Genomic DNA, 21,840 nt, shown 5'->3' on the forward strand with positions numbered 1-21,840 from the left:
CGTCTGTGCACGGACGGCCGTGCGGGGGCGTCCGTCCACGGGGGTGTGCACGACGACGGGGCGGGGTCCACAGATGTCCACAGCCTTGTGCACACCTGTGGGAGATGACGCGGAGCGACGCCGGTGACCGTGGGGTACGGCGGACGTCACGCTCGGTCCCCCTGGCGGGTGCACGCCGCGTGCCCGGGGCGTCGCCCAGGAGGGTCCGGGACGCCGCAGCCCCCGTCCGGCGGGGGCCGGCGGGGGCTGCGGGGCGCGACGGGGCGTGACAGGGGACGGACGGCGACGCGGCCGGCCTCAGGTGCGGTGCTGCTGCTTGATGCGGTTCGTCAGCTCGGTCACCTGGTTGAAGGTGGACCGGCGCTCGGCCATCTGCTCGCGGATCTTGCGGTTGGCGTGCATGACCGTCGTGTGGTCCCGCCCGCCGAAGGCCTGCCCGATCTTGGGGAGCGAGAGGTCGGTCAGCTCGCGGCACAGGTACATGGCGGTCTGGCGGGCCGTGACGAGCGTGCGCGACCGCGAGGCCCCGGCGAGGTCCTCCATCGTCACGCCGAAGTAGTCCGACGCCTGGGCCATGATCGTCGCGACGGTGATGACGCCGGTGCCCGTGTCGGTCAGCAGGTCCTTGAGGACCACCTCGGCCAGCGGCAGGTCGACGCCCTGGCGGTTGAGGTTGGCGAAGGCCGTCACGCGGATGAGGGCGCCCTCGAGCTCGCGGATGTTCGTCGAGATCTTGCTGGCGATGAACTCGAGGACGTCGTCGGGCGCCTGGAGCTCGTCGCCCACCGCCTTCTTGCGGAGGATGGCGATGCGGGTCTCGAGGTCGGGCGGCTGGACGTCGGTGATGAGCCCCCACTCGAAGCGGGACCGCATGCGCTCCTCGAACCCCGACAGCTGCTTGGGCGGCAGGTCGCTCGTGACGACGACCTGCTTGTCCGCGTTGTGCAGCGTGTTGAAGGTGTGGAAGAACTCCTCCTGCGTCTGCACCTTGTTCGACAGGAACTGGATGTCGTCGATGAGCAGCACGTCGACGTCCCGGTACCGGCGCTGGAAGGCCGAGGCCTTGTCGTCGCGGATCGAGTTGATGAAGTCGTTGGTGAACTCCTCGGAGTTCACGTACCGCACCCGGACGCCCGGCCAGAGCTTGGCGGCGTAGTCGCCGATGGCGTGGAGCAGGTGCGTCTTGCCGAGCCCCGACTCCCCGTAGACGAACAGCGGGTTGTAGGCCTTCGCGGGCGCCTCGGCCACGGCGACCGCCGCCGCGTGGGCGAAGCGGTTGGAGGCGCCGATGACGAAGCTGTCGAAGGTGTACTTGGGGTTGAGCCGGGTGGGCTCGCTCGGCCGGCTGGGGTCGCGGGGCCGGACGGCGGCGGGCGGCGGCTCGTCGTCGGGGACCTCGGGGACCTCGTCGTCCTCGTCGGGCGCCGCCTCCGGGGCCGGGACGTCCTCCATCGACGTGTCGACGGTGACGGCCAGGCGCACCGGGCGCCCGAGCTCCTCGCCGACGACCCCCACGACGGTGTCGCGGACGCGCTGCTCGAGGACGTTCTTCGTCAGCTCGTCCCGGACGACGAGCAGCAGCGTGCCGTCGATGAGGCCCAGCGGGCGGGTGTGGTGGAGGAAGCCGCGGTGGGCGGCGGTGATGCGCTCGTCCGTCCGCAGGCGCGCCATCGCGCGCCCCCAGGCGACCGCGAGGTCCCCCTGCTCCGTGCCGGCGTCCGTGCTCACGCGTCTCCTCGTGCCGCCAGTGGTCCCCCGGGTGGTGCCGGCGGCCGTGCTCGTCCTGCCGCCCCACGGTCGCACGCGCGACCGGGCGGCCGGCCCGCGGCATCGTGCCCGCCGGGGCGGGCCACCGGGGCCGTCGTGCACAGGTCGCGCCGCCGCCGTGGCGCCGGGCCGCGTCGGGCGGCCCTCACGAGGAGGACGCCGTCCACAGACTTGTCCACACCTGTGGGTAGCACACGGGGCGTCGCCGTCGGGGCGCGGCTGCGCGGCCCCCGACGCGACGTCGTCCGACCCCTGCGGCCGGCCCCGCGGCAGCGGTCGTCCGGCCCGACGGCGTGTCGGTCCGCGGACACTACATGCCGGAGGGCGAGGATCGAAGGCTCTCGCGGCGTCCCCTCGTCCCGGCCCCGGGACCACCGGCGACGTCGCCCCGACAGCGCGGCGCGACGTCGCCCGCGCGCGCCCCACCAGGTCCTGCGCCGGGTCCCCGCGCCGTTTGACCCCGGGCGCCGCCCGCCCGTACCGTGCTGCGGTCCGGGCCCTGCTGCCCGCTGCCCTCCTCCCGCCCCCGCCACCTCGGCGACGGCGCCGGTGGGCAGGGACGGCAGCGCCCCGCACCACCGAGGACCACCAGCACCGACCGCACGTGCGCTCACCCAGCGCGCCGACCCGTGGAGACGCCGTGAGCAAGCGCACCTTCCAGCCCAACAACCGCCGCCGGGCCAAGACCCACGGCTTCCGCCTGCGCATGCGCACCCGCGCCGGCCGCGCCATCCTCGCCGCCCGGCGCCGCAAGGGTCGCGCCGAGCTGTCCGCCTGAGACGGGCGCGTGCTGCCGGCGGCCCGCCGCGTGCGCACCGCTGACGCCTTCGGGCGCGCGGTGCGCGGCGGCGACCGGGCCGGCCGCAGCACGCTCGTCGTCCACCTGGCCCCCCCGCGGGCGGGGACGGACGACGACGACCCCACGACCACCCCGTCACCGCGTCCTGCGGCGGCGGGGTTCGTCGTCTCCCGCGCCGTCGGCGGCGCCGTCGTCCGCAACCGCGTCCGGCGCCGGCTGCAGCACCTCGTGGCCGCCCGGCTCGACGGGCTGCCCCCCGGCACCGAGCTCGTCGTCCGGGCGCTCCCGCCGGCCGCCGACGCCGACGGGGCCCGGCTCGCCGAGGACCTCGACGGCGCGCTGAGGTCCGCCTCGCGCCGGCGTGCCCGCCGGGCGGGGACGCCGTGAGGAGCGGCGACGCCGTGCGGGCGGACGCCGGGACGCGGGAGGCCCGGGTCACGGCGCGGCCGGCCGGCCCCGCCGCCGTCCCGGCCCGCGTCCTACGGGGCCTCGTCCGGGCCTGGCAGCTCGTCGTGTCGCCCTGGTACCCGCCGGTGTGCCGCTTCTACCCGTCGTGCTCGGCGTACGCCGTCCGCGCCCTCGAGGAGCACGGCGCCGTCCGGGGGACGCTCCTGGCGGCACGGCGGCTCGCGCGGTGCCACCCCTGGAACTCCGGGGGGGTCGACCACGTCCCTCCGAGGGGGTCGCCGGACCGCCCCTCCCCGCAGGCCTGACGCCGGCACCCCGGCGTCGACCCCTCGTCCCGCCCGGCCCACCACGACCGCTCCCGGACCCGCCGGCCCGCGGTCGACCACCTCGGCAGGAGACCATGCAGCTCGGTTTTCTCTACCCCATCGAACTCGTCGTCGCCTGGATCATGGTCGGGGCGCACGACCTGCTGACGGCCGCCGGCCTGTCCGCCACCTCCGGCGTGACGTGGGCCCTGTCGATCGTCTCGCTCGTCGTGGTGATCCGGATCGTCCTCATCCCGCTGTTCGTCAAGCAGATCAAGGCGTCGCGCGGCATGCAGCTCGTCGCGCCCGAGGTCAAGCGGATCCAGGCCAAGTACAAGAACAAGAAGGACCCGGCCTCGCGTCAGAAGATGACCGAGGAGACGATGGCGGCCTACAAGAAGGCCGGCACCAACCCCTTCGCGTCGTGCCTGCCGATCCTCCTGCAGATGCCGATCTTCTTCGCGCTCTTCCAGGTCCTCAACGGCCTGAGCGCGATCGCCACCGGCGCCCGCGAGCCGATCGGCCGCATGACGCAGGAGGTCGCGGCGCAGGCGGAGGCCTCCACGCTCCTCGGCGCGCCCCTGTCGTCGACCTTCCTCGGCAGCGACGACGTCACGACGAAGGTCGTCACGGTCCTGCTCATCGTCCTCATGTCGGCGACGACCTTCACGACCCAGCGCCAGCTGATGATGAAGAACATGCCGGCCTCCATGGCCGACAACCCGATGGCGCAGCAGCAGAAGATCCTCCTGTACGTCCTGCCGCTCGTCTTCGCCGTCACGGGCGTCAACTTCCCCATCGGCGTCCTGCTCTACTGGCTCACGACGAACCTGTGGTCGATGGGCCAGCAGTTCTACGTCATCCGCAACATGCCCGCGCCGGGCTCCGAGGCCGAGACGAAGCTGCTCGAGCGCAAGGCCCGCAAGAAGGGCGTCACCGTCGCCGAGCTCACGGGCGACGCGCCCACGGGGCCCGCGGCGGCCGCCGACGGGGCCCCCCGTGGTCAGCGCGTCCAGCCGCGCCGCAAGGACCGCCAGCGCAGGCCGGGCACCCCGCAGGGCACGGACGGCACGGCGGACGGCGCCGGGACGGGCGACGCCGCGGCCCCCGTCGACGGGACGCCGGGCACGGGCGGCGCCAAGGGGCCGAAGGGCACGAAGGGCACGCCCGGCGGGGAGGGCACGGACGGCGGGGCCCGCCCCGCCGACGGGCCGTCGTCCCCGCGCGGGGCGTCGGGACGACCGGCCGGGAGCGGCAGCGCCCGCCGTCGGCCGTCGTCGTCGCGGCCCGGCCAGGGCCGCGGCGCCCGGCGCGCCTGACCGCCCGGCACCGCACCAGCAGGGCCCCGCGTCGAGGCGGGGCGCAGGACGGCACGGCGGGACCCGGCCCGGGCGACGGCGCCCGGGCCGGCCCGCCCCGCACCCTTCCCCCGGCAGCACGGGGGCACGACGGAGGAGAGCGCATGAGCACGGCGGACAGCACGGGGACCGCGGCGGAGCGGCCCGAGGACGGCACGGCCGCGGCGGCCGTGGACGCGTCGGCGTCGGAGCAGGCGCCGGCGGGCGACCGCCGCGCCCGCCTCGAGGAGGAGGGCGACGTCGCGGCCGACTACCTCGAGGAGCTGCTCGACATCGCCGACCTCGACGGCGACATCGACATCGACGTCGCGGACGGCCGCGCCGCGGTCTCGGTCGTGGCCGAGGACGCGCCCGGCTCCCTCACCCGGCTCGTCGGCCCCGAGGGCGAGGTCCTCGAGGCGCTCCAGGAGCTGACCCGCCTCGCGGTGCAGACGCGGACGGGCGAGCGCAGCCGGCTCGTCCTCGACGTCGGCGGCTACCGCGACCAGCGCCGGGGGGTGCTCACGCGGCTGGCGCAGGACGCCGTCGAGGAGGTCCGCGGCGGTGCGGCGGCCGTGCACCTGGACCCCATGAACCCCTACGAGCGCAAGGTCGTCCACGACGTCGTCGCCGAGGCGGGCCTCGTGTCGGAGTCCGAGGGGCTCGCCGACCGCCGGCACGTCGTGGTGACGGCGTCCTGAGCGGCACGCAGGGCGCGGGCGGCCCCGCCGTCCCGGCGGAGGACGGCGGGCTGCCGCCGGAGCCCCCGGAGGCGGCCCGGGTCATGGGCGCCGGGCTGGAGCAGGCGCGCCGGCTCGTCGCCGAGCTGGCGGGCGAGGGCGTCCTCCGCGGCGTCGTCGGCCCGCGGGAGGTGCCGCGCCTGTGGACCCGGCACGTCCTCAACTGCGCCGTGCTCGGGGAGCTCGTCCCCGAGGGCGTCCGGGTCCTCGACGTCGGCAGCGGCGCCGGGCTGCCCGGGCTGGTCCTCGCCATGGCCCGCCCCGACCTCGAGCTCGTCCTCGTCGACTCGCTCCAGCGGCGGGTGGCCTGGCTCGAGCACGCCGTGCGCGTCGTCGACGGCGCCGGTATCGCCCCCGCGCTGCGGGTGCGCGTCGTGCGGGCTCGCGCCGAGGAGCTCGTCGGGCGGGAGAGCGCCGACGTCGTGACGTCCCGCGCCGTCGCCCCGCTCGACCGCCTGGCCCGGTGGTGCGCGCCGCTGACGGCGCCCGGCGGCCAGGTCCTGGCCATCAAGGGCTCCTCGGCGGCCGACGAGGTCGTCGAGCACCGGGCCGCCGTGGCGCGGGCCGGCCTGCTCGAGCCCGAGGTCGTCACCTGCGGCGACGGGGTGCTGGACGAGGTCACCACCGTCGTCCGGGCTAGGGTCGGGGACCGCCGACCGGCCCGGCGCCGGCGCGGCTGACGTCCGCGCCGTCCCGCCGGGGCCCGGCACGGGCGAGGTGGTGGCAGGACGAGGGCGTGGGCCGGGAGGCCGGCGCGGTGGAGGTGCGGCGCAGGTGCGGGGACTCCCCTCAGCCGGGACGGCAGCGACGACGGCAGGAGCCGGGACGCCGCCGACGGCGCCGGTCGACCCTGCAGGGACGTCGGCGGCGCCGGTCGGCTGGCAGCCCCTCGCGGCCTCGGGCCCCCGGCCCGGTGAGCTCGGCTGGCCGGCCGTTCCACGTGGAACGGCGATCGCCGAGGTGACCGAGGCCGTCCACGGCCGTGCGGTCCCGTCGTCCGACGACGGCGTGGGCGGGGTCCCCGGACCCGTGGGGACGGACGCGACCTCGACGGCCGACGTCCCGCCCGCGCGGCCGCCCGCGGAGGCAGCCGTCGACGCGACGGCTGACGGGGTGGCCGCGTCCGACGGCGGCACGCCGAGCGACGACCCGGAGGCCCCGGACGTCGCGGAGGCCCCGGACGTCCCCGAGCCCCCGGACGTCCTGGCGGTCCCGGTCGACGGCGTGCCGGACGACGTCGCCGCCCTCGAGGCCGACGCCCTCCGCGTCGCGGTCGCCGCGGCCACGGCGTCCGGCGAGTCGGCCCCCGTCACCGCCCGCGTCGGCGGGGCGGACGAGGACGACCCCGCGAGCGGCGTGGCGTCCGCCCCCGCCGTCCCTCCGACGGACCCCGCGCCCGGGACGCGCGACACCGCGGCCGCGGCCGCCCCCCTCGCGTCGGCGGCCCCGACCGCGGACGGCGACGACCCCGCGGCCGTGCTGACGGCGGCCGAGATCGCCGGCGAGGAGGACGCCCGCCGGGCGGAGCTCGCCGGGTCCCTGCCCGACGGCGACGACCTCACCCCGCTCGCCCGCGAGGTGGCCGAGGACGCCCGTCGCCGCATCGAGCTCCACGGGCGTCCCATCGCCGCCCCGCCGCGGACCCGGGTGCTGACGGTGGCGAACCAGAAGGGCGGGGTCGGCAAGACGACGACGACCGTCAACGTCGCCGCCGCCCTGGCGCAGGCCGGCCTGCGCGTCGTCGTCCTCGACAGCGACCCGCAGGGCAACGCCTCGACGGCGCTGGGCGTCGAGCACCACAGCGACGTCGTCGGCCTCTACGACGTGCTCGTCGACGAGGTCCCGCTCGAGGACGTCCTGCAGCCCTGCCCGGACGTCCCCGGGCTGCTCTGCGCGCCCGCGACCATCGACCTGGCCGGTGCGGAGATCGAGCTGGTCTCGATGGTGGCGCGCGAGACGCGGCTGCGGTCGGCCGTGCAGGGCTACCTCGACCGGCTGCGCGCCGCGGGCGAGCCGGCCCCCGACTACGTCTTCGTCGACTGCCCGCCCAGCCTCGGGCTCCTCACGCTCAACGCCTTCGTCTGCGCCGAGGAGGTGCTCATCCCGATCCAGTGCGAGTACTACGCGCTCGAGGGGCTGAGCCAGCTGCTGAAGAACATCTCGATGATCACGCGGCACCTCAACCCGGGCCTGCACGTCTCGTCCATCCTCCTCACCATGTACGACGCCCGGACCCGGCTGGCGGCGCAGGTGGCCGAGGAGGTGCGCGAGCACTTCCCCGAGCAGGTGCTCGGCACGACGGTGCCGCGGTCCGTCCGCGTGTCGGAGGCGCCCTCGTACGGCCAGACCGTGATGACCTACGACCCTGGCTCGAGCGGCGCGCTGTCCTACCTGGCGGCCGCGCGCGAGCTGGCCGAGCGGCTGCCGCGGGCCTCCGCCCGCGCCTGACCGGCCGGTCCCCGCGGGGGCCGACGACCGGGTCGCCCGCCGGGCGCCCGGCAGCACGACCGAGCGACAGGAGCAGGGGACGTGGCGGACCGACGACGTGGGCTGGGACGAGGGCTCGGGGCGCTGATCCCCGCCGGGCCCGAGGGCGACCGGCCCAGCGACGTGTTCTTCCGGGCGCCCGAGCCGCGCGAGGGCGCGTCGGACGTCGCGTCGGCGCCCGAAGCCGCGCCACGCCGGCCGGAGGACACCGGCCCGCCGCCGGCCGACGCCGCGCCCGCCGCGGCGCCGTCGGCGGACGACGAGCCGGCGCTCGTGGGTGTCCCGGGCGTCCGGCTCGCCGAGGTCCGCCTCGACGACGTCCGGCCCAACCCCCGCCAGCCCCGCCAGGTCTTCGACGAGGACGACCTCGCGGAGCTCGAGCAGTCCATCCGCGAGGTCGGCGTCCTGCAGCCGGTCGTCGTCCGCCCCGTCCCCGCCGACGAGGTCGACGGCGGCGCACGCTTCGAGCTCGTCATGGGCGAGCGGCGCTGGCGGGCGAGCCGTCAGGCGGGGCTCGAGTCCGTGCCGGCCATCGTCCGGGGCACCGAGGACGACGACCTCCTCCGCGACGCGCTGCTGGAGAACCTCCACCGCAGCGAGCTCAACCCGCTCGAGGAGGCGGCCGCCTACGGGCAGCTCCTCGAGGACTTCGGCTGCACGCACGACGAGCTGGCCCGACGGATCGGCCGCTCGCGGCCGCAGATCTCCAACACGCTGCGCCTGCTGCGGCTGCCGCCGCTCGTGCAGCGCCGCGTCGCCGCGGGGGTCCTCTCCGCCGGCCACGCCCGTGCCCTCCTGGGGCTCGGGGACGCCGCGGCCATGGAGCGGTTGGCGCAGCGCGTCGTCGCGGAGGGCCTGTCGGTGCGGGCCACGGAGGAGGCCGTCGCCATGGGCGGCGACCCGACGCCGTCGGCCCCGCGCCGCCGGGCGGCCGCCGCGCCCGACGAGCGCGCGGAGGCCGTCGCCACAGCGCTGGCGGAGCGGCTCGAGACGCGGGTGACGGTGACGGTCGGCCGGCGGAAGGGCCGTCTGACCGTCGAGTTCGCCGGTACGGAGGACCTGGAGCGGATCGTCGCGGCCCTGGCGCTCGAGGGCGTCGACGTGACCGCCGGTGGCACCCCCGGCCACGACGCGGTCGCGGGCGAGCCGTCGGGCGCAGGCGCGGCATGAGCCTGGCCGGCACGGCGCTGCGGCGGTGGGCCGCCGTCGTCCCCGCACCGCGCACCGCGCGTGGTCGTGCCCTCGTCTCGGTGGCGCTCGGGCTGTCGCTGGGTGCGGCGGCCACCTTCACGGGTGCCCTGCTGCGTCCGCGCCGCCCGGCCTCGTACGACCCCCGGAGCCCCCGCTGAGGACGGGACGCGGCCGTTCCACGTGGAACGTCGTCGGCAGAGCGGGCGCGCACACGTTCCACGTGGAACAGCGAACCGCTCGTGGGCAGCACGGCGGCACGCCCACAGCCCGGCGGCGCCGGACGCCGTCGTGAGCACGGCCTCGGCGGACGGCGGTCGCAGCACCGGGCCGCTCACCCTCGCGGACGTCGCCTCGCTCCCGGAGCCGTGCCGCGGCTGCGTGCGGTGGGAGCTGGGCGACGAGGGGCACGACGCCGCGAGGGCCCGGGGTGACAGCGCCTTCGAGAAGGAGGCGTGGCTGTCGCGCACGCTCCTGGAGTGGGGGGCCGCCGGCCGCGTGGCGCACGAGCACGGCGCCCTCGCCGGCTTCCTCACCTACGCGCCGCCGGCGTACGTCCCCCGCTCGACGGCGATGCCGACGTCCCCCGTCTCAGCCGACGCCGTGCTCCTCATGACGGGGGGCGTGCTGCCCGGTCACCGCGGGACGGGCCTCGGCCGTGTCCTCGTGCAGGGGGCCGCCAAGGACCTCACGCAGCGCGGCGTGCGGGCGGTCGAGGCCTTCGCGGCGCGGACGCCCGAGGGGGCTGCCCCCTCCGGCCCCCCGGCGGGACGGGCGTCTGCGGCTCCGCCCGCGGGACCGCTGGACGTGCCGTCCTCACGCCTCGGCGGCGGGTGCCTCCTGCCGGCGGGGCTGCTGCTCGAGGTGGGATTCGAGGTGGTCCGCGACCACGCCGAGGTCCCCCGGCTGCGGCTCGAGCTCCGGACGGCGCTCGGCTGGCGCGAGGACGTCGAGCGCGCCCTCGACCGGATCCTCGCCGACGTGCGGGTGCCCGCCCTGCGCTGAGCGCGGCCGACCGCGCCCCGTGCGGTCAGGCCGGCGGCGGCACCACGGTCAGCACGCCCGTGGGCACGTCCTCGTCCGCCACGAGGAAGAAGCGGTGGACGGCGGCGACGAGGGCCTCGGCGACGCGGTCGCGGGCCGCCGGGTCGGCGAGCAGGGCCGCGTCGTCCGGGGAGGTGAGGTAGCCCACCTCGACGCGGACGGCCGGCATGGCGGTGAGGCGCAGGACGTCGCTGTCCCAGGTGTGGCTGCCGCAGTCGGCGAGCCCGGTGCGGACGACGAGCTCGCGCTGGACGAGGCCCGCGAGGCGGGCCCCCTCCGTGGAGCGGGAGCGGGCGGTGCCCCAGGAGAAGGTGGCGACGCCGGAGGCGGGCGAGGGCGGCGGGGGCGCGTCGTGGTCGCGTCCCGGGGGCGTCAGCGCGTCGGCGTGGAGGACGAGGACGACGTCCGCGGCCACGTCGGCGGCCAGCGCGGCCCGCTCCTCGGAGGTCGGGTTCTGCGCCGCCCCCCGGGTGAGGACCGCCGTCGTGCCGGCGGCCTGCAGCCGCCCCTCGACCCGCTGGGCGAGGTCGAGGACGACGTCCGCCTCCCGCAGTCCGTGGCCGGTCGCACCGCTCTCGGGGCCGCCGTGCGCCGGGTCGAGGACGACGACGCGCCCGGTGGCCCGGCGCCGGGCCTGCGCGGTGCGCTCGACGTCGCGCAGCGCCGACGGGTCCCCGCCCACGACGGAGCGGTCGAGGCCGCGCAGCGCCTCCAGGGTGCGGGGGCCGACGACGCCGTCGACCGCCACGCCCGTGCTCCGCTGGAGCTCGCGGACGCCGGCCTCCGTCCGCGGCCCGAGGCGGCCGTCCCGCCGGTCGTCGAGGAGGCCGAGGGCGAGCAGCCGCCCCTGCAGCTCGGCGACGTCCTCGCCGTGGAGGAGGTGCCCCGGCACGTGGCGGAGCACGCGGTCGCCCAGGCGCCAGCGCGCGCCGTCGAGCGCACGGGACGTGTGCCGGCCCACGACGCCGTCCGCCCGGAGGCCCCGCTCCTGCTGGACGGCGCGCACGACCCGCTCGAGCGCCTCGTCGAAGACCTCGGCGGCGGGGCCGTCGGCGGCGGCGTCGGCGGCGCCGGCCCGGACGAGAACGTCGCGCAGCGCGGCGACCCGGGGGCCGCTGTCCCCGCGCCGGAGCAGGAAGGTGCGGGGGGCGTCGTCGGGGTCGGGCGTCGGGGACGTCACGGGGGCTCCTGGGCGTCGGCGGGCGGGACGGGCGCCGGCGGGGCCGGCACGACGACGGCTCCCGACCGCGGGGGTCGGGAGCCGTCGACGGGTGGTGCGGGCGGTGCGTCAGAGCAGGTGGTCGGCGAGCTCCCGGACGAGCGCGGGCTTGGGCCGGGCGCCGACGACGGTCGTCACGGGCTCGCCGCCGCTGTAGACGGTGAGCGTGGGGATCGAGGTGATGCCGTAGCGCGCCGCGATCCCGGGGTTCTCGTCGGTGTTGACCTTGACGACGCGGATCTTGTCCGCGTACTCGGTGGCCAGCTCCTCGAGGATCGGGGCGACCTGGCGGCACGGGCCGCACCAGGGCGCCCAGAAGTCGACGAGGACCGGCCGGTCGGCCCGGAGGACCTCGGCGTCGAAGGTGTCGTCGGTGACGGCGGTGGTGGTCATGCGGTGCTCCTCGGGCTGCGGTCGTGCGGGCGAGCGGGGCGGGACGGCGTCAGGGCCGGTTCCCGGCGGTGCCGGCCATCTCCGGCTTGCCCTCGACGAGGCTGGCGTCGGGTGCCGGGCTGCCGGCGTCCCCGAGCTCGGCGAGGTACTTCTCCGCGTCGAGGGCGGCGGTGCAGCCGCTGCCGGCGGCGGTGATGGCCTGCATGTACTCGTGGTCGATGACGTCGCCGCAGGCGAAGACGCCGGCGAGGTTGGTGCGGCTCGAGCGGCCGTCGACGTCGATGAAGCCGTGGTCGTTGATGGTGACCTGGTCCTTGACGAGGTCCACGCGGGGGTCGTGGCCGATGGCGACGAAGAGGCCCGTGACGTCGAGCTCCCGCTCGCCGCCGCCGGTCGTGCTCCGCACCCGGAGCCCGGTGACCTTGTCCTCGCCGAGCACGTCGACGACCTCGGTGTCCCACGCGAACTGCATCTTCTCGTTCTTGAAGGCCCTGTCCTGCATGACCTTCGACGCGCGGAGCTCGTCACGGCGGTGCACCAGCGTCACCGAGCGGGCGAAGCGCGTGAGGAAGGTGGCCTCCTCGACGGCGGAGTCCCCGCCGCCGACGACGGCGATGTCCTGGTCCTTGAAGAAGAAGCCGTCGCACGTCGCGCACCAGCTGACGCCCCGGCCGGAGAGGCGCTTCTCGTTCTCCAGGCCGATCTCGCGGTAGGCCGAGCCCAGCGCGAGGATCACCGTGCGGGCGCGGTGGACGGTGCCGCCGCCGACGGTGATCTCCTTGACGTCGCCCTCGAGGCGCATCTCGGTCACGTCGTCGAAGAGCACCTCGGCGCCGAAGCGCTCGGCCTGCTGCTCCATGCGCTCCATGAGGTCGGGGCCCATGAGCCCCTCGGGGAAGCCCGGGAAGTTCTCGATCTCCGTCGTGTTCATCAGCGCGCCGCCGGCGGTGACCGACCCGGCCACGACGAGGGGCGAGAGGTTGGCCCGCGCGGCGTAGATGGCGGCCGTGTACCCGGCCGGCCCGCTGCCCACGATGATCACGTTGCGGACGTCGTCGCTCACGCTGACTTGCTCCCTCGGTCGGTGTCCTGCTGCTGCCGGCGGTGCCCCGGCGGGACGCCATGCTCCCGCACCCGGGGGCACCACTGCGTCCGGTGGCGTCAACGGCGCCCCGCCGGGCCCTGTTCCCCGCGGACGGACGGCGGCGAGGGCCTCAGCCGCCGACGACCTCGTAGTGCAGGAGCGCGTCGGCGCCGCCCGGGCAGCCCGCCCGGACGACCCACACCTGGACGTCCGCGGGCGCCCCGGCGTGGCCGACGAGCAGGACGTCGGCGGGCTCGCCCTCCCACGCGGCGGCGTCCACGGCGACGACGGCCCCGCCCGCGCCCAGGCCGGCGAGGCACTCCTCGAGGGCCGCCGGGTCGTCGGCGGTCAGCCGGGGCCCGGTCGCCATCGCCTCCTCCACCCCCTCGTCGGGGCCGCGGTCGGGGGCGGAGGGGGCGCTGCCGGCGCCCGCGTCGCCCGAGGCGCTGGAGAACTCCTGGCTCAGCGTGAGCGCCGCGGCGGCCGGGGTGCCGCGCAGCGCGGCGTCGAGCTGGTCGGCGACACGGCCGGCGCGGTAGTCGGTGCCGGAGGCGAGGAAGGTCGGGGCGGCGACGTCGGCGGACGCCCCGCTGTCACCGCTGTCCGCGCCCCCGCCGCCCCCGGCGCTCGCCGACTCGTTCGCCGCGCCCCCGAAGGACCCGTCCTGCACCTGCCCGACGACGACCGTCCCCGCCCCGCCGACGACGACGAGCGCGGCGGCCAGGGCGAACGCGGTGCGGCGGCGGCCGGCACGGCGGGCGGCGCGGGCGCGGTCCTGCTCGTCGGCGACGGCGGCCGCGATGCGGGCGGCGAGGTCCTCCGGCGGCGGGGGCGCAGCAGCGCCGCCGGAGCGCAGCAGCGCCCGGACCCCGCGCATGTCGGCGAGGACGCCGTGGCAGCGGGGGCAGCCGAGGACGTGGGCGGCGACCTGGGCCTCGGGGGGCACGGTGCCGTCGTCGGGACGCCGGTCGCGGACCTCGCGGAGGTCGGCGTCGAGGAGGGCGTCGACCTGCTCGTCGCCCGGGTGCCCGCCGGTCCAGGGGCCGGGCGACGGGTCCGGGGGGCCGCCGGGGGGACGTCCGCCGCCGCGCCCGTCGTCGGTGCTGCCGTCGGCAGGAGGCCCGGACGTGCTCACGGCTCCTCCTGCGGGGTGTCGGCGGGGGGCCCGGAGCGCCGGGACCCGTCCTCTGGGACGTGGCGGGGGCCGTGCGGGTTCCCGCCGTCGGGGGCGACGTCCGCCCGGCCCCCGCCGGGCACGGCCGGGCCGGCGCCCCCGCGCGAGGGGTCCAGCCCCCGCTCGCGGAGCATGACGGCCATCGCGGCCCGGCCGCGCGAGCAGCGCGACTTCACGGTCCCGACGGCGACGCCGAGGAGCTCGGCCGCGCGGGCGACCGGGAGGTCCTCGAGGTCGACGAGGACGAGGGCCTCGCGCTGGTGGGGCGGCAGGAGGGCCAGGACCGCCCGGACGTCGACGCCGAGGTCGACGTCGGCCGCCGCGTCGCCGGGCGCCGCGTGCTCGAGGGCGCGGCCGTCGTCGTCCGGGCCCCGCACGCCCTCGAGGGGCACGGTGCGGCGGACCTTCGCCCGCCGGAGGCGGTCGAGGCTGGCGTTGACGGTGATGCGGTGGAGCCACGTCGTCACGGCGGCGTCCCCGCGGAAGCGGTCGGCGGCGCGCAGCGCCGAGACCACGGCGTCCTGGACGGCGTCGGCGGCCTCCTCGCGGTCGCCGAGGACGCCGTAGGCGACCCGCCAGAGCCGGTCCGCGTGCCGGCGGGCCAGGACGCCGAAGGCGTCGCGGTCGCCCGCCACGTGCGCCGCCAGGAGGGCGGCGTCGTCCCGCGGGTCGGCGGCGTCCCCCGCCCCGACGGTGCCGCGCGGCCGCGGCGCTCCCGGCACGCCTCAGCCCGCCGGGGCCGGGCGGCCGGACGGCCTCACCGCACCTGCACCTCGACGAGCTCGAGGCGGGCGTCGCCGTCGACCGTCGGGAGCTCGGTGAACCACAGGACCAGCTGCTCGGTCGTCGTGCCCTCGGGCAGCGGCACCTCGACCGTGCCGCCCAGCTCGGCCGTGGCGACGACGGTGGAGCCCTCGACCTCCGGCGCGTCGGCCGTGCGGACCTCGACGGTGCCGCCGCTGCCCCGGGTCGTGAGCGTGACCGCCCGCACCGGGGTGGGGGCGCCGAGGTCCAGCGCGTACCCGACGCCGTCCTTGAGGTTGCCGAAGGCGGTGGAGCCGTACGTCGACGTGCGCCAGGCGGTGCCCTCGTCGCCGTCGAGGGCGTCCTCGACGGTGTCGGGGCCCTCCTCCCCGTCGCCCTCCGGGTCGAGGTCGGTCGCCCCGACGACCTCGGGGACGGCGGCGGGGTCGGTCGGGGTCGCCGACGGGGCCGCCGACGGCTCGCCGCCGCCCGTGCCCCCGGTGGCCGTGGGCTGCGGCGAGGACACGGGGTCGTCGTCGCCGCCGATGCCCGTCAGCACGTCGACCGCCCACACGAGCGCCACGACGACGCCGACCGCGACGACGGCCACGACGGCGACCGTCCGGCCGCGCCCGGCGCGGCGGCGTCCGCCGTCGTCCGGGCCCTCGGGACCGTCCGGGTCGTGCGGGTCGTCCGGCCCGTCGTCGCCCCTGCCGTCCGGGGCGCGGTCGGCGGGGGCGGCCACGGCGGCGACCCCCGCGGCGGGCGTCTCGAAGGCCCCGGGCCGCGGGGCGGGCCGGGACCCGCCCCGGGCCGGCGCGGCCGCGTCCGCGGGGGGCGGGACGGGGGCCGCGGCGGCCGTGGGGGCGTCGACGAGCGGGACGTCCGTCGTGGCGGCGGCGGAGGTGCCCGCGCCGGACCCGGCCGCGGCGGCGGCGACCGGGGCGACGGCGGGGGCCCCGGCGGGGGGACCGGCGTCGGCCGCGGGGCCGCCCGCGGGACGGCGGGCGGCGGGGACGGCGGGCCGGCGGACGGGGCGGGCCCCGCCGCCGGGGCGGCCGTCGACGTAGGGGGAGTCCCACGGCGCCAGCTGGTCGGCGAGCTCGCCCGGCGTCCGCGGGCCGTCCTCGTGCGGGCCGAGCGTCACGGCGCACAGCAGGTCGAGGTCGGCGGGGACGTCGGCGACGAGGTCGGCCGGCGGGACGGGCTGGTCGCCGGGCCCGTGCGGGACCGGCGCGCGGGGCGCCAGCGGCAGCGCGGGGGCGTCGGGCACGCCGGCGTCCTGCTCGTCGCCCTCGCCCCGCAGGGGCCCGGGCCAGCGGCCGGTGAGGCCGGCGTACGCGAGGGCCACGAGGGCCACGGCGTCCGCCCGGGCGGCGACGGCGGGGTCGACGACGGGCAGCGGGCCGGTCGGCTCCCCGCCCTCGGCGAGGTGCTCGCCCTCCGCCGCGGCGGCGTGGACCTCGACGCCGGTGACGCCGACCCCGCCGTCGCGGACCCGGCGCAGGTGCGCGGGCGTGAGGCGGCGGTGGTGCAGGCCGAGCGCCCGCGCGCGCTCGAGGGCCTGGGCGGCCTCCCCGACGAGGGTGCGCACGAGCGAGGCCGGCAGCGGGCCGCGGCGCTGCACCATGGCCGCGAGCGTCTCGCCGGGCACCGACTCGGTGACGACGTAGGACCAGGTGGCGTCCGGGTCGGCGGCCGGGGCGCCCGCGGCGGGCTCCTCGGCGTCGGCGAGCGGGTGCTCGTCCTCGCCGGGGGCCGCGGCGTCGGGCGCCCGGCTCGTGCCGACGTCGAGGACCCGCATGACCCGCGGGTCGTCGACGAGCGCGGCCCGGCGGGCGGCGTCCACGACGTCCTGGGCGCCGCCGGCGACGGCGAGGAGCTCGACGGGGCGCCCGAGCAGCAGGTCGCGGCCGCGCCACGTCGTCGTCGAGCCGGACGGCGCGGCCGCCCGGTCCGGCGCCGTCCCGCCGGTGCGGCGCACCAGCCGGTAGCGGCCCGCCAGGGCGTCGCCCTCGCGCAGCGGTGGTGCTGCCTGCACGCTCGCGCCTCCTCCCGGCCCGTCGGCGGCGCCCCGGTGGCTCCGGGCACCGCCGCCCCCAGCGTAGGGGCGGGGCACGACAGGGGCCGGGACCGACCGGCCGCCGGGCGCCGTCGCCGGGAGCCGAGGGGTCGGCGCGGGGCGGTCAGCCGCGGCGGCGGACCTGGGCGAGCACGTCGTCGAGCTCCCGCACCCGGGTCGCCCGGAGCATGAGGACGTACGCGACGACGACGACGGCCCCGGCCACGAGGACGACGGCGAGGGCCGACGTCCGGCCGGTGATGCCGCCGAGCAGGGCCTGGACGCCCTCCGAGGCGCCCCAGCCGGCGAGGCCGGCGACGACCGCGGCGAGCAGCACCCGCACGTGCAGGCGCAGGACGCGGGGGCCGTCGAAGGGGCCGGTGCGCCGGCGCAGGAGGACGAGCGCCGTGACGAGGCCCGCGACGTTGCCCACGCTCTGCGAGAGCCCGAGGCCGACGACGACGAGGTCCGCCGGCAGCGTGAGGGCGACGACGACGGTGAGGACCGCGGACGTGGCCGCGGCGACGGCGACGCCGACGAAGGGGCGCCTGCCGTCCTCGCGGGCGTAGAAGCCGCGCTGCACGAGGTAGAGGGCGCTGTAGAAGGGCAGGCCGAGGGCCATGGCGGCCGTCGTCCGGCCGACGTCCTCGCCGCCGCCCGCCCCGAAGAGCAGGACGCCGACGGGCCCCCCGAGGACGACGAGCCCCGCGGCCGAGAGCACCGAGACGACGCCGAGCAGCCGCAGGCCGAGCGACATGTCGGCGCGGGCGCCGTCCTCGTCGCCGGAGGAGATGCGCCCGGACAGGCGCGTGAAGAGCGCCGTGACGACGGAGACGGCCACGAGGGAGTGCGGCAGGACGTAGAGGAGGTAGGCGAGGCCGAGGACCGCGGGGCCGGGGGGCGCGGCGGCGTCCTCGGGCAGGGGCGAGCCGGCGCCCTGCGACCCGTAGACGGCGACCTGCGTCGTCACGACGTACCCGGCCTGGGAGACGAGGATGCCGGCGAAGGTCCACAGCGCGACGGTTCCCGCGCTGCGCAGCCCGACGCCGCGGACGCCGAGCCGCGGCCGCCAGCGGAAGCCGAGCCGCCGCAGCGGGACGAGGAGGACGAGGGCCTGCGCGACGACCCCCGCCGTCGCGGTGCCGCCGAGCAGGGCCACCTGGCCGCTCGTCATCGACGCGAGACCGGCCTCGGGGTCCGCGCTCCCGTGCAGGCCGATGAAGACGGCGAGGCCGGCGATGGAGACGACGTTGTTGACGACGGGCGCCCACATGTACGGCCCGAAGCTGCCGCGGGCGTTGAGGACCTGGCCGAGCACCGTGTAGAGCCCGTAGAAGAAGATCTGCGGCAGGACCCAGAGCGCGAAGGCCGTGGCCAGCCGCAGGAGCTCGTCGCCCCCGGACGCGCCGGCGTACAGCCGCACGAGGAGCGGCGCGGCCAGGAGCGAGAGGCCGGTCACCGCGGCGAGGCCGACGACGACGAGGGTGACGAGGCGGTCGACGAAGGCCTGCCCGCCGTCGGGGTCGCGCGAGGCGCGGACGATCTGCGGCACGAGGACGGCGTTGAGGACCCCGCCCGCGATGAGCAGGTAGATGATGTTGGGGATCCGGTTGGCGACGTCGAAGGCGTCGGCGCCCGTGCCCACCGCGGCGACCGCGGTGACGAGCACGACGGACCGGGCCAGGCCGAGCACGCGGCTGACGGCGGTGCCGGCGGCCATGACGGTGCTCGAGCGCAGGAGGCCCTGCACGCCCGTGGGACCGCCCGGGGCAGGGGCGGCGGCGGGGGTCGCGGTGCCCGAGGGCGCCGTCGGGGCCGTGGCGGGCAGGTCGGCGGGCGCCGTCGTGGTGCCGTCGTCCTCGCCCTCGCGGCGGGGGGTCCCCGTGGTGCCGGGGGGGCCGGGGGTGCTCATGGGGCCTCCTGGGCGGGCCGGGGCGGGGTCGCCCGGGCACCGGCCTGCTGCTGCGCGTCGTCGCCGTCGGGGCGGGGGTGGTCGGGGTCGTGCGGGACCGGCGGGGCGCCGGGGGCAGGGGCGGGCGAGCGGGGGCCCTCGCCCGGCGCGCGGCGGCGGGCGCTGCGGACGGAGCGGACGAGGCCCGCGACGAGCACGACGCCGCCCGCGGCCGCGACGCCCGCCGTGCCCCAGGCCGCCCACTCCAGCCGGACCCGCACGGGGACGGACACGGGCTCGCCGAGGTCGGCGCCGCCCGGGGCGGAGAGCTGGAGGGTGAGGACGGCGTCGCCCTCGCCGACGGCCTCCACGGGCACGAGCACCTGCGTGCGGGCGCCCGCGGGGACGGAGGCGGCGACGTCGTCGAGCACGCGCAGCCGGGGCGAGCCGGAGCGGCCGGCGACGACGACCTCGACCGGCCGGTCGAGGTCGTTGCTCACCGTGACGGGCACGGACGCCTCGGCGCCGACGACCGTCACCTGGCCGCCCTGCAGCAGCGAGACCCCCGAGGCCGCCGCGACGGACGCGCGGGCGACGGCCAGGACGGCGTCCGCCCAGCCGCTCTCGGTCCGGGCGGCGAGGGCGGCCGCCGCCGTGGCGCGCAGGCGGGCGTCGTCGACGGCGCCGGTGTCCCCGAGGGCGCCCGCGAGCGGCAGGGCGGCCGTGACGGCGTCCGAGGCGGCGGCCAGGGCGGTGCCGTCCAGCGGCGGCGTCGGCGTGCCCTCCGCGGTGGCGGGCAGGTCGAGGGCGACGGGGGTGCCGGCGGCGGCCGGGTCGAGCAGCTCGGCGACGGGGGCGGCCCGGCTCCACGGCGCCGCGGTGAGGGCGTCGAGCGCCGCGTAGCCGTCGGCCACGCCGACGTCCCAGCCGCGGGGGGCGACGACGAGGACGCGCGCGGCCGTGCCGTCCGCCCGGGGCTCGCGCGCCAGGGCCGCCGTCTCGGCGAGCAGGCGGGCGCCCGCCACCGGGTCGTCGCCGACGGCGGCCAGGGCGGCGGACAGCGGGCCGTCGGCCACGAGGGCCGGGGCACCGGCGGCCTCGCCCGCCCCCTCGCCGAGGACCGCGGCCGCGGCGGTCGCCGCGGGGTCGGTCCCGGCGTCGGCGGTCCCGGCCGCGCCGGTCGCGGCGGGGGCGAGGAGGAAGGCGGGCCGGCCGTCGGCGGCGTCGCCCGCGGCGTCGGCGGCGAGGTCGGCGGCCCGGTCCCCGAGGACGCCGCCGGCCGGCCAGACGACGTCGTCGCGCACCCGCGCGCCGTCGACGGGCAGCCCGGCGCGGTCGAGCGCCGCGCGGGCCTGCCGGCGGCCCTCCGCCCACAGCGCGGGGCGGCCGGCGCCGGCGACCGAGAGGAGGTCGGTGTCCCCGCGGGGCAGCGCGAGCACCTCGTGGTCGGGGGCCGTGGCGAGCAGCCGCTCGCGCCAGGCGGCGGCGCCGGCGGGGACGTCCTCGTCCTCCGTCGTGGCGCCGCCCCCGCCGTCCGTGCCCCCGTCCGTGCCCCCGTCCGTGCCCCCGTCCGTGCCGCCGGTCGCCGCCGGGACGTCCGTCGGGTCGGCGGCGCCGCCGCCGTCGTCGGCCACGGCGGGCGGGGCCGCGGCCCCGAGGTCGGCACGGTCCTCGGCCGTGGAGTCGAGGAGGAGGGGGTCGAGCGCCCACGAGGCGGCGGGGTGCCGCGCCACCTCGAGCAGCCGCCCGAGACGGCCCTCGCCGGCGCCCGCGGGCCCGTCGCCGTCCACGAGCGCCGCGAGGTCGTCCGTGGGCACGAGCGCCGAGGCCGGGTCGGGCACGGCTCCCGTGAGGGGCACGACGACGCCCGTCGCCACGGGCTCGCCCGCCGGCAGCGGGGTCTCGTCGGCGGGCTGCCACACGAGGAGCCCGCGGTCGGCGTCGAGGCGGTCGCCGCCCGCGTCCACGACGTCGACGGCCAGCCCCCGCGGCCCCCACGACGACGGGCGCGACGGCAGCCCCAGCGCGTCCGCGGGCACGGACGCCACGAGGTCGCGGCCGGTGCCGGGGGCGAGCGGCTCGACGAGCGGGAGGGTGAGGAGGACCTCGCCCGCCGAGGCGTCGGGCGGCGCGTCCGCCCAGGCCGCGACGGCGTCCCGGCTGCCGAGCCGCTCCGGCTGGACGCGCAGCTCGGCCGTGAGGCCCGTGGCGGCGGTGGCGTCCCCGTTGACGACGCGGAGCCCGACGACGAGCTCGTCGTCCGGGGTGAGCGGGTCGTCGCGCAGGGCGGTGACCTCGACGGACACGCCGTCGGGGGCCCCGGCGACGGGGACGTCCGGCACCGCGGCGACGTCGGTGCCCGGGTCGTCGGCCGCCGCCCCGTCGGTCGGCGGGTCCGCGACGGGGGCGTCCTCGGCCGGGGCCGCCGTGCCGTCGTCGCCCGGCAGCGTCGTCGCCGCGGCGGCCGGGGGGACGACGAGGAGGGCGGTCGCCACGAGCGCCCCCGCGGCCCGGGCCACGGCGCGCAGCGGGACCGGCGCCGGCTCAGCCACCGTCGCCGAGCAGGTCCTCGGCGGCACGGGCGATGCGCCGCTCGTTGGGGAAGGCCAGGCGGGCGCCCAGCTCGGGCACCGGCACCCACGCGGCGTCCACGGCCTCGGCGTCCGGGTCGCCCTCGACGCCCAGGCGGCCCCCGGTGGCCCGCAGCAGGAAGTGGTGGACGGTCTTGTGGATGCGGCGGCCGTCCGCGGTGAACCAGTAGTCGATGGTGCCGAGCGGGCGGACCGGCTCGCCGACGATCCCCGTCTCCTCCGCGATCTCGCGGACGGCGGCCTGGACCGGCGTCTCGTCGCCCTCGAGGTGGCCCTTCGGCAGGCACCACTCGAGCCGGCCGGCGCGGTTGAGGCGGGCGATGAGCGCCACCTGGGGGACGCCGTCCTCCTCGCGCACGACGAGCCCGCCGGCGGAGGTCTCCTCGACCGTCGTCCCGCGGGCCCGGCCGCCGCGCACCGGGCGGCCGGACGGCCCGGACGGGTCGTCCTCGCGCGAGGCGCGCGCCCGCGGCAGCGGGCGGCCGGACGGGGCAGGCATGCCAGCACTGTAACGACGGGTCCCCGCCCGCCCCCCGCCGTCGAGGGGCGGCGCGGCGGTCGTGACCGGACCGGGACCCGGGCGGAGGGGCCCGGCGGCCGTGGGACC

The 21,840-nt window shown here is 78.8% G+C and carries 20 protein-coding genes; 10 read left to right on the forward strand and 10 right to left on the reverse strand.

Annotated elements, in window-relative coordinates; all coding sequences use genetic code 11:
• Positions 1 to 297 precede the first annotated feature (297 nt).
• Entirely contained in the window at positions 298 to 1,671 is a 1,374-nt protein-coding gene (gene dnaA / locus EDC03_RS17905; protein WP_123380700.1) for a chromosomal replication initiator protein DnaA, read from the reverse strand.
• A gap of 736 nt (positions 1,672 to 2,407) precedes the next feature.
• Here dnaA and rpmH point away from each other — a divergent pair.
• From rpmH to EDC03_RS12695, 10 genes are all read left to right on the forward strand, one after another.
• Positions 2,408 to 2,545, forward strand: coding sequence for a 50S ribosomal protein L34 (gene rpmH / locus EDC03_RS12650; protein ID WP_010849920.1), 138 nt, complete (start codon positions 2,408 to 2,410; stop codon positions 2,543 to 2,545).
• A gap of 9 nt (positions 2,546 to 2,554) precedes the next feature.
• The gene (locus EDC03_RS12655; RefSeq protein WP_123380594.1) at positions 2,555 to 2,953 is read left to right on the forward strand and encodes a ribonuclease P protein component; all 399 of its coding nucleotides are present in this window, start codon (positions 2,555 to 2,557) and stop codon (positions 2,951 to 2,953) included.
• A complete protein-coding gene (yidD, locus tag EDC03_RS12660) occupies positions 2,950 to 3,279 on the forward strand; it encodes a membrane protein insertion efficiency factor YidD (protein WP_241967178.1) in 330 nt (109 codons plus the stop codon). The genes EDC03_RS12655 and yidD overlap by 4 nt, the downstream gene beginning before the upstream one ends.
• A gap of 95 nt (positions 3,280 to 3,374) precedes the next feature.
• Entirely contained in the window at positions 3,375 to 4,598 is a 1,224-nt protein-coding gene (gene yidC, locus EDC03_RS12665; protein ID WP_123380596.1) for a membrane protein insertase YidC, read from the forward strand.
• Between the two features lie 143 nt (positions 4,599 to 4,741).
• A complete protein-coding gene (locus tag EDC03_RS12670) occupies positions 4,742 to 5,317 on the forward strand; it encodes a Jag family protein (RefSeq protein WP_123380597.1) in 576 nt (191 codons plus the stop codon).
• A gap of 83 nt (positions 5,318 to 5,400) precedes the next feature.
• The gene (rsmG, locus tag EDC03_RS12675; RefSeq protein ID WP_123380598.1) at positions 5,401 to 6,036 is read left to right on the forward strand and encodes a 16S rRNA (guanine(527)-N(7))-methyltransferase RsmG; all 636 of its coding nucleotides are present in this window, start codon (positions 5,401 to 5,403) and stop codon (positions 6,034 to 6,036) included.
• Between the two features lie 676 nt (positions 6,037 to 6,712).
• Positions 6,713 to 7,804: a ParA family protein gene (locus EDC03_RS18510; protein WP_422393827.1), complete on the forward strand. Its 1,092-nt coding sequence runs from the start codon at positions 6,713 to 6,715 to the stop codon at positions 7,802 to 7,804.
• An 81-nt stretch (positions 7,805 to 7,885) separates the two neighbouring features.
• Positions 7,886 to 9,013, forward strand: a complete 1,128-nt coding sequence (locus EDC03_RS12685; RefSeq protein ID WP_123380599.1) for a ParB/RepB/Spo0J family partition protein — start codon at positions 7,886 to 7,888, stop codon at positions 9,011 to 9,013.
• On the forward strand, positions 9,010 to 9,192 hold the full coding sequence (locus tag EDC03_RS12690) for a hypothetical protein (protein ID WP_123380600.1): 183 nt from the start codon (positions 9,010 to 9,012) through the stop codon (positions 9,190 to 9,192). The genes EDC03_RS12685 and EDC03_RS12690 overlap by 4 nt, the downstream gene beginning before the upstream one ends.
• A 130-nt stretch (positions 9,193 to 9,322) precedes the next feature.
• Positions 9,323 to 10,036, forward strand: a complete 714-nt coding sequence (locus EDC03_RS12695; protein WP_123380601.1) for a GNAT family N-acetyltransferase — start codon at positions 9,323 to 9,325, stop codon at positions 10,034 to 10,036.
• Between the two features lie 25 nt (positions 10,037 to 10,061).
• Here the strand turns inward: EDC03_RS12695 and EDC03_RS12700 are convergent, their stop codons facing one another.
• The 9 genes from EDC03_RS12700 to EDC03_RS12740 form a co-directional block, all read right to left on the reverse strand.
• A complete protein-coding gene (locus EDC03_RS12700) occupies positions 10,062 to 11,255 on the reverse strand; it encodes an N-acetylmuramoyl-L-alanine amidase (RefSeq protein ID WP_199720223.1) in 1,194 nt (397 codons plus the stop codon).
• A 108-nt stretch (positions 11,256 to 11,363) separates the two neighbouring features.
• A complete protein-coding gene (gene trxA / locus EDC03_RS12705; protein WP_123380602.1) occupies positions 11,364 to 11,687 on the reverse strand; it encodes a thioredoxin in 324 nt (107 codons plus the stop codon).
• Positions 11,688 to 11,736: 49 nt separating this feature from the next.
• Entirely contained in the window at positions 11,737 to 12,750 is a 1,014-nt protein-coding gene (gene trxB, locus EDC03_RS12710; protein WP_123380603.1) for a thioredoxin-disulfide reductase, read from the reverse strand.
• A gap of 151 nt (positions 12,751 to 12,901) precedes the next feature.
• Positions 12,902 to 13,906: an anti-sigma factor gene (locus EDC03_RS12715; protein WP_123380604.1), complete on the reverse strand. Its 1,005-nt coding sequence runs from the start codon at positions 13,904 to 13,906 to the stop codon at positions 12,902 to 12,904.
• Positions 13,903 to 14,667, reverse strand: coding sequence for an RNA polymerase sigma factor SigM (gene sigM / locus EDC03_RS12720; protein WP_123380605.1), 765 nt, complete (start codon positions 14,665 to 14,667; stop codon positions 13,903 to 13,905). Before sigM ends, EDC03_RS12715 begins: the two co-directional genes overlap by 4 nt.
• 35 nt (positions 14,668 to 14,702) lie before the next feature.
• Positions 14,703 to 16,730, reverse strand: coding sequence for a hypothetical protein (locus EDC03_RS12725; protein WP_123380606.1), 2,028 nt, complete (start codon positions 16,728 to 16,730; stop codon positions 14,703 to 14,705).
• 145 nt (positions 16,731 to 16,875) lie between these two features.
• Positions 16,876 to 18,663: a murein biosynthesis integral membrane protein MurJ gene (murJ, locus tag EDC03_RS12730; RefSeq protein ID WP_123380607.1), complete on the reverse strand. Its 1,788-nt coding sequence runs from the start codon at positions 18,661 to 18,663 to the stop codon at positions 16,876 to 16,878.
• Positions 18,660 to 21,194 (reverse strand): DUF6049 family protein, encoded by a 2,535-nt coding sequence (locus EDC03_RS12735; RefSeq protein ID WP_123380608.1) that lies wholly within the window; start codon positions 21,192 to 21,194, stop codon positions 18,660 to 18,662. The genes murJ and EDC03_RS12735 overlap by 4 nt, the downstream gene beginning before the upstream one ends.
• Complete coding sequence (locus EDC03_RS12740; protein ID WP_123380609.1) at positions 21,187 to 21,732, reverse strand: NUDIX hydrolase; 546 nt, start codon at positions 21,730 to 21,732, stop codon at positions 21,187 to 21,189. Before EDC03_RS12740 ends, EDC03_RS12735 begins: the two co-directional genes overlap by 8 nt.
• Positions 21,733 to 21,840: the final 108 nt, after the last annotated feature.

It is taken from the genome of Pseudokineococcus lusitanus, assembly GCF_003751265.1.
In the GTDB taxonomy this organism is placed as follows: Bacteria; Actinomycetota; Actinomycetes; order Actinomycetales; family Quadrisphaeraceae; genus Pseudokineococcus; species Pseudokineococcus lusitanus.

Excerpts from the sequence above, each read along its gene's own strand:
- rsmG (WP_123380598.1), top strand. The coding sequence starts at position 5,401 with ATGGGCGCCGGGCTGGAGCAGGCGCGCCGGCTCGTCGCCGAGCTGGCG.
- murJ (WP_123380607.1), bottom strand. The coding sequence starts at position 18,663 with ATGAGCACCCCCGGCCCCCCCGGCACCACGGGGACCCCCCGCCGCGAG.
- trxA (WP_123380602.1), bottom strand. The coding sequence starts at position 11,687 with ATGACCACCACCGCCGTCACCGACGACACCTTCGACGCCGAGGTCCTC.
- dnaA (WP_123380700.1), bottom strand. The coding sequence starts at position 1,671 with ATGGCGCGCCTGCGGACGGACGAGCGCATCACCGCCGCCCACCGCGGC.
- EDC03_RS12670 (WP_123380597.1), top strand. The coding sequence starts at position 4,742 with ATGAGCACGGCGGACAGCACGGGGACCGCGGCGGAGCGGCCCGAGGAC.
- EDC03_RS12690 (WP_123380600.1), top strand. The coding sequence starts at position 9,010 with ATGAGCCTGGCCGGCACGGCGCTGCGGCGGTGGGCCGCCGTCGTCCCC.
- yidC (WP_123380596.1), top strand. The coding sequence starts at position 3,375 with ATGCAGCTCGGTTTTCTCTACCCCATCGAACTCGTCGTCGCCTGGATC.
- EDC03_RS12740 (WP_123380609.1), bottom strand. The coding sequence starts at position 21,732 with ATGCCTGCCCCGTCCGGCCGCCCGCTGCCGCGGGCGCGCGCCTCGCGC.